The sequence below is a fragment of the Streptomyces calidiresistens genome (genome assembly GCF_014141525.1).
Classification (GTDB): Bacteria; Actinomycetota; Actinomycetes; order Streptomycetales; family Streptomycetaceae; genus Streptomyces; species Streptomyces calidiresistens.
In genome coordinates this window covers 1-6,511 of sequence record NZ_VKHS01000262.1, presented here as the reverse complement: position 1 = coordinate 6,511, position 6,511 = coordinate 1, and the positions used below count along the sequence as shown (strand labels likewise).

The following is a 6,511-nucleotide window of genomic DNA, read 5'->3' as shown; positions in this document are numbered from 1 at the left end:
GGGGGGCGTTGCGGCCCAGGTCGGCGAGCACCTCCGGGTCCACCGGGTCGGCCGCCATCACCTGCTCCCACTTGGGCCACTCGGTGTTGCCGACCGTGATCGCCACCGGGGAGCCCAGGGTCAGGCCGTGCCGCACCCCGCCCAGGAACGTCACCTCGTCGCGCTCGAACTTCATCCGGGCACCCCGCCCGTAACCCAACCGCCGCCGCGCCAGGGCGTCCGCCACCGCGTCGGTGGTGATCGGTACCCCGGCGGGCAGCCCCTCCAGGGTCGCCACCAGGGCGGGTCCGTGCGACTCACCGGCCGTCAGCCAGCGCAACCTGCTCAACGTTGCTCCTCGATTGCCCTCGACGATGCGATCGGCGCGTTCCCGACACCCCGGGGCCCACCGTCCTGCGACGGGAGCGCGTCAGCGGGGTGCCCCACGCGACCACCGGCCCGCGGGGGCCTCGGGGACCCCACCGGCGGCAGCGTCGATCCTCCCACGGATCGGGCGGGTCACCCCTCCCGGTCCATGGTATGGACGCCCCGGTGGGTGGGATCGCCCACGACCCGGCCGGCGCCCCGGGCCGCCAGCGCGCGCTCCCCCGCCGCCCGCATGGCGGCGAGCGGCGCGGGGGTGCGGCCGGTCATCATCTCCACCTGGAGCACCGCCTGGTGGACCAGCAGGTCGAGCCCGCCGAGGACGGTGCCCCCCCGGGCGGCCCAGGCGGCGGCCAGGGGGGTCGGCCAGGGCTCGTAGAGCACGTCGAAGAGGGTGCCGGGGGTCCCGGGGACGGTGTCGACGAGGAAGTCACCGGCGCCCGCCGGGGTCGTGGAGACCACCAGCGGCAGGTGCAGGGAGTCGGCGGCCCGGTCCCACGGCTCCGGTCGCACCTCCACACCCAGGCGTTCGCCGAGCGCGAGCACCTCGGCGACCCGGTGGGAGCCGCGGACGTGGACCACGATCTCGCCCTCGCAGACCCGGGCCAGGGCCGCGAGGGCGGAGGCCGCGGTGGCCCCGCCCCCCAGGACCGCCGCGGTCGGCACCCGGCGGACGCCGCGTTCGGCGAGGGCGGCGACCAGGCCCGGGACATCGGTGTTCTCCCCGACCCGTCCGGCCCGGGGGTCGAACACCAGGGTGTTGACCGCCCCCACGGCCCGGGCGCTCTCCCCCACCCGGTCCAGCAGGGGGATGACCGCCCGCTTGAGCGGCATGGTGAGGGAGAGACCGGCCCATTCCGGCCCCAGGCGTCCGACGAAGCCGGGCAGCGCCGCCTCGTCCACCTCGAACCGGTCGTACGTCCAGTCCGTCAGGCCGAGGGCCGCGTAGGCGGCGCGGTGGAGCTCGGGGGACAGGGAGTGGGAGATCGGGGAGCCCAGCACCGCGGCGCGTCGGCGCTCAGCCGATGCCCTGGCGCTCATTGAACTCCTTCCTCAGTTCCTCGTGCTCGTCCAGCGTGCGGGTGAAGGTGGTCTCCTCCCCGTCGATGGAGATGAAGAACATCCACCCCTCCTCGGTCGGATCGAGGCTGGCCTCGATGGCGACCTCGCCGGGGTTGCCGATGGGACCCGGCGGCAGGCCGGTGTGGACGTACGTGTTGTAGGGGTCCTGGTTGGAGTGGATCTCCTGCTCGGTGATGCGGATCTCGCTCTGCCCCATGAGGTAGTTGTAGGTGGAGTCGAACTCCAGTTTCCGGTTGGTGATGTCGTTGTCCGGTTCGAGGCGGTTGTAGACGACCTCCGCCATCTGCTGGAAGTCGTCGTAGGTGATGCCCTCCGCCTGCACCAGGCTGGCGACGGTGATCACGTCCAGCGGGGAGTCCAGGCCCAGCCCGGCGGCGGCGTCCTCGATGCCGTAGCCCTCGTAGACGGTCACCGCCCGGTCCACCATCCGCGACAGGACCTCCTCGGGGTCCATGCCCTCGGCGACGTCGTACCGCGCGGGGAAGAGGAAACCCTCCAGGGGGTCCTTGATGTCGGGGTGGCTGTCGGCCCACTCCGGCAGGTTGAAGTCGCCCGATTGGGCGGCCTCCTGCGTGGTGCCCTCCGGGACCCCGAGCCGTTCGTCGATGGCCTGGTAGATCTGCTCGGCACGCATGCCCTCGGGGATGGTGAGCACGTTGAGGGCCGAGGGATCGGTGAGGGCGTTGACGGCGGAGGCGGCCGACATCTCCAGGCGCAGGGAGTAGACCCCGGCCTGGATGTTGCTCTCACCGGCGGCGGCGACGAAGGCACCGACGCTCTTGACGACGCCGGCGTCCTTGAGGATGTTGCCCATCTGGGCGATCGAGGCGCCCGGCGGGATCTCCACCTGGACCGGGTCGGTGCCCTCCCCGGCGAAGTCCTCCGGAGCGGCGAACCGGCTGTTGTAGAACTGGTACCCCTGGTACGCGGCGACGCCGAGACCGCCGGTGACCAGCACCAGGGCGGCCAGGCAGCCGCAGCCGGCGCGACGTTTGGGGCGCCCGCCGCGGCCGGCGCGTCTCTCCGGGTCCTCGCCGTCCCCGGGTCCGTCGGGGTCCCCGACGTCCTCCGGGTCGTCGAAGCCGTCGAATCCGCGGGAACCGCGGGAACCACCGCCGGCGTCCGGGTCGTCGAGGGGGTCCGCGTGCTCCCGGCCGGGTCGACGGCGTCCGGCGCGTCGGGGGGCGGGGGCGTCCTCGTTGCCGAAGCCGGTGGAGAAGAAGTCGTGCTCCCCCTGGTCCGGTCCCGGGTCCCAGCCCGTCTCCGGGTCGGGGCCCGGAGCGCGGGACGGGCTCCCGCCCGGGCCACCGGAGGGGCCCCCCGGGGGGTACCCGCCGCCCTGCGCGGAGGGATGCCCGGGACCGGGCGTCCCTCCCCAACCGTCGGAACCCTGCCGGCCGCCGTGCCCCCAGTCGCCACCCGGCGCCTGCTGCGGGTAGCCGTAACCGGCGTCGGGGGCGGGGTAGCCGCCGGACTCACCGGAGTGGCCGTACCAGCCGCCGTCACCACCGGCACCGTGCTGCGGGCTCTGCGGGGCCGCCGACCGCGCCTCCCCGTACCAACCGCCGTCCCCGCCCTGCTGCGGGTAGCCGTAACCGGCGTCGGGGGCACCGGACCACTGCTGTTCCCCGTCCTGCGGGTACCCGTGTCCGGCGGGGGCGGGACCGGGGTCACCCCCCGGGGGCACGTCCCCGTAGAGCGGGTCCGTGGGGTGCCACGGTTCGGAGCCGGAGCCCCGGCCATACTCAGTCATCGATCCCCTTGTGACGCCGGGCGGCAGCGGACCCCGGAAGCGTGGTCCCGGGGCCGAACATCCCTTCGCACGACCGGGAATGTTCGAATGGCTGCGGTGTCCTCCGGAACGTTACCGTACCGCGATCAGACAACCACTTCGACGCACTGCCCCGGCGGACCGCCCGTGGAGCGTTCGACCTCCAGGGCGTGCTGCAGGATCTCCACCGCAGCGGCCTGGTCGATGCGCGAACGCCCGCGCCGGCTGTTCACCCCGGCGGCCCTCATCCGTTCGGCGGCCGTCACCGTCGTCATCCGTTCGTCCACCAGGCGCACCGGCACCGGCTCGGGCAGCGCCGCCAGAGCGGTGGCCAGCGTCCGGGCGAACTCCCGGGTCCGTCGGGCGGCGGGGCCCTCCGCGCCGCTGAGCGAGCGCGGGAGCCCCACCACCACCTCCATCGGCTCGTACTCCTCCACCAGGGTGAGGAGGCGGCGCCGGGCCGCCGGGGCGTCGCGCCCGGGCACGGTCTCCACCGGCGTCGCGAGGACGCCGTCGGGGTCGCAGGAGGCGACCCCGATCCGGGCCTCGCCGACGTCGATCGCCAACCGGCGGCCGCGGCGCATCAGGAGCGCCCGGCCACGAGCCGCTCCACGGCCTCCACGGCCTCGTCGACGGCGGCGGGGTTCTGGCCGCCGCCCTGCGCGACATCGGGCTTGCCGCCGCCACCGCCGCCCAGCGCCTTGGCCGCGGCACGCACCAGGTCACCGGCGCGCAGCCCGCGCTCGCGGGCCGCCTCGTTCGTGGCGATCACCGTCAGCGGCCGGTCCTTGACCACCGTGAACAGCGCGACCACGGCCGGACGGGAGGCGGGGATGCGGCCGCGCACGTCCAGCACCAACCGGCGCAGGTCGTCCGCGGTGGTGCCGTCGGGCACCCGGGCGCTCACCAGGGCGACCCCGTCCACCTCTCGGGCCCCGGCGGCCAGTCCCGCGGCCGCCTGCAGGACCTTCTCCGCGCGGAAGCGGTCGATCTCCTTCTCCGCCTCCCGCAGCCGCCCCAGCATCCCCGAGACCTTCTCCGGGAGTTCCTCGGGACGTCCCTTGAGCAGTTCGGTGAGCTGGGAGACGACCGTGTGCTCGCGGGCGAGGTAACGGTAGGCGTCGGTGCCCACCAGGGCCTCCACCCGCCGCACGCCGGAGCCGATGGAGGACTCGCCCAGCAGTTTCACCAGGCCGAGCTGGGCGGTGTTGTGCACGTGGGTGCCGCCGCACAGTTCCTTGGAGAAGTCGCCGATGGTCACCACCCGCACCCGCTCGCCGTACTTCTCGCCGAACTCCGCGATGGCGCCCTGGCGCCGGGCGTCGTCCAGGCTCATGATCTCGGCGGTGACGTCGAGCTCCCGGCCCAGCACCTCGTTGATCCGCTGTTCGACGTCGTTGAGCACCGTGGAGGGCACGGCGGTCGGCGAGCCGAAGTCGAACCGGAACCGACCGGGGGCGTTCTCCGATCCCGCCTGGGCGGCGGTCGGGCCCAGGGCGTCGCGCAGCGCCTGGTGGGTGAGGTGGGTGGCGCTGTGGGCGCGGGCGATGGAACGGCGGCGGGCCACGTCGATCGCGCAGTGCGCCGCGGCGCCCACGGTGACCTCGCCGACCTGCACGACGCCCTTGTGCACGATGACGCCGGGCACCGGCTGCTGCACGTCGCGGACCTCGATCACCGCCCCGGAGTCCAGCCTGATCCGGCCGGTGTCGGCGAGCTGGCCGCCGCCCTCGGCGTAGAAGGGCGTGCGGTCCAGGACGACCTCGATCCCGTCGCCCTCCTGCGCGGCGGGCGAGGAGACGCCGTCCACCAGCAGGCCCACGACCGTGGCCTCGCCGTCGGTGTGGGTGTAACCGGTGAACTCGGTGGCCCCGGCGGCGTCCGCGATGCCCCGGTAGGCGGACATGTCGGCGTGGCCGGTCTTCTTGGCCCGCGCGTCGGCCTTGGCCCGCTCGCGCTGTTCGGCCATCAGCCGGCGGAAGCCGGCCTCGTCCACGCTCAGGCCCTGCTCGGCGGCCATCTCCAGGGTGAGGTCGATCGGGAAGCCCCAGGTGTCGTGGAGCAGGAACGCCTTCTCCCCCGACAGCACCCGCCCCCCGGCGTCGCGGGTCTCGGAGACCGCGGTGTCCAGGATGTTGGTACCGGCGCGCAGCGTCTTGAGGAAGGCGGCCTCCTCGGCGAGGGCGACGGTCTCGATGCGCCCGCGATCGGTGATCAGCTCCGGGTACTGGCGCCCCATGGTGGTGATGACCAGGTCCACCAGCTCGCCCGCGACCGGGTCGGTGGCGCCGAGGATGCGCAGGTTGCGGATGGCGCGCCGCATGATGCGGCGCAGCACGTACCCGCGCCCCTCGTTCCCCGGGGTGACCCCGTCGCCGATCAGCATGACGGCGGTGCGCATGTGGTCGGCGATCACCCGCAGGGAGACGTCGCCCCGCTCGTCGTGGCCGTACCGGACCCCGGTCAGCTCCCCGGCGCGGTCGATGAGTACCCGCAGGGTGTCGGTCTCGTACATGTTCCGCACGCCCTGCAGGATCATCGCCAGGCGCTCGAGACCGAGACCGGTGTCGATGTTCTTGCTGGGCAGCTCACCGAGGATGGGGTAGTCCTTGCCCTCCCCCGGGCCGCGCTCGTACTGCATGAAGACCAGGTTCCAGATCTCCACGTAGCGCTCGTCGTTGACGGCCGGGCCGCCCTCGGGACCGAAGTCGGGACCCCGGTCGTAGTTGATCTCCGAGCAGGGGCCGCAGGGACCGGGAACGCCCATGTCCCAGTAGTTGTCCTTCTTGCCCAGGCGCTGGATGCGCTCGGCGGGAACGCCGACCTTCTCCCGCCAGATGGTCTCCGCCTCGTCGTCGTCCTCGTAGACGGTGATCCACAGCCGCTCCGGGTCCAGCCCGTAACCCCCCCGCGGCACCGGGGTGGTGAGCAACTCCCAGGCGAGGGTGATGGCCCCCTCCTTGAAGTAGTCGCCGAAGGAGAAGTTGCCGCACATCTGGAAGAACGTGCCGTGCCGGGTGGTCTTGCCGACCTCCTCGATGTCCGGGGTGCGGACGCACTTCTGCACGCTGGTGACCCGCGGTGCGGGCGGGGCCGCCTCACCGAGGAAGTAGGGCTTGAAGGGCACCATCCCGGCGGGGATCAGCAGCAGGGTCGGGTCGTCCGCGATGAGCGATGCCGAGGGCACGGCGGTGTGTCCGCGCTCCTCGAAGAAGCTCAGCCATCGGCGGCGGATTTCGGCCGACTCCATCAGTGGTCCTCTTTTCCGGTCGGGTGATGGGTGGGGTTCCGGGC

At 73.4% G+C, this 6,511-nt stretch carries 5 protein-coding genes; all 5 read right to left on the bottom strand.

Going from position 1 to position 6,511, the window contains the following annotated elements; translation table 11 throughout:
* Positions 1-328 (bottom strand): chorismate synthase (locus tag FOE67_RS12740; protein WP_182663676.1); only part of this gene is annotated, 328 nt, incomplete at its 3' end.
* Positions 329-498: 170 nt separating this feature from the next.
* The gene (locus FOE67_RS12735) at positions 499-1,404 is read right to left on the bottom strand and encodes a shikimate dehydrogenase (RefSeq protein ID WP_182663674.1); all 906 of its coding nucleotides are present in this window, start codon (positions 1,402-1,404) and stop codon (positions 499-501) included.
* Positions 1,382-3,199: an endolytic transglycosylase MltG gene (gene mltG / locus FOE67_RS12730; protein ID WP_182663672.1), complete on the bottom strand. Its 1,818-nt coding sequence runs from the start codon at positions 3,197-3,199 to the stop codon at positions 1,382-1,384. The genes FOE67_RS12735 and mltG overlap by 23 nt, the downstream gene beginning before the upstream one ends.
* A gap of 125 nt (positions 3,200-3,324) precedes the next feature.
* On the bottom strand, positions 3,325-3,801 hold the full coding sequence (gene ruvX / locus FOE67_RS12725; RefSeq protein WP_182663670.1) for a Holliday junction resolvase RuvX: 477 nt from the start codon (positions 3,799-3,801) through the stop codon (positions 3,325-3,327).
* On the bottom strand, positions 3,801-6,467 hold the full coding sequence (gene alaS, locus FOE67_RS12720) for an alanine--tRNA ligase (RefSeq protein ID WP_182663668.1): 2,667 nt from the start codon (positions 6,465-6,467) through the stop codon (positions 3,801-3,803). The genes ruvX and alaS overlap by 1 nt, the downstream gene beginning before the upstream one ends.
* Positions 6,468-6,511: the final 44 nt, after the last annotated feature.

Coding starts and splice junctions, on each gene's coding strand:
- FOE67_RS12735 (WP_182663674.1), bottom strand. CDS start 1,404: ATGAGCGCCAGGGCATCGGCTGAGCGCCGACGCGCCGCGGTGCTGGGC.
- mltG (WP_182663672.1), bottom strand. CDS start 3,199: ATGACTGAGTATGGCCGGGGCTCCGGCTCCGAACCGTGGCACCCCACG.
- ruvX (WP_182663670.1), bottom strand. CDS start 3,801: ATGCGCCGCGGCCGCCGGTTGGCGATCGACGTCGGCGAGGCCCGGATC.
- alaS (WP_182663668.1), bottom strand. CDS start 6,467: ATGGAGTCGGCCGAAATCCGCCGCCGATGGCTGAGCTTCTTCGAGGAG.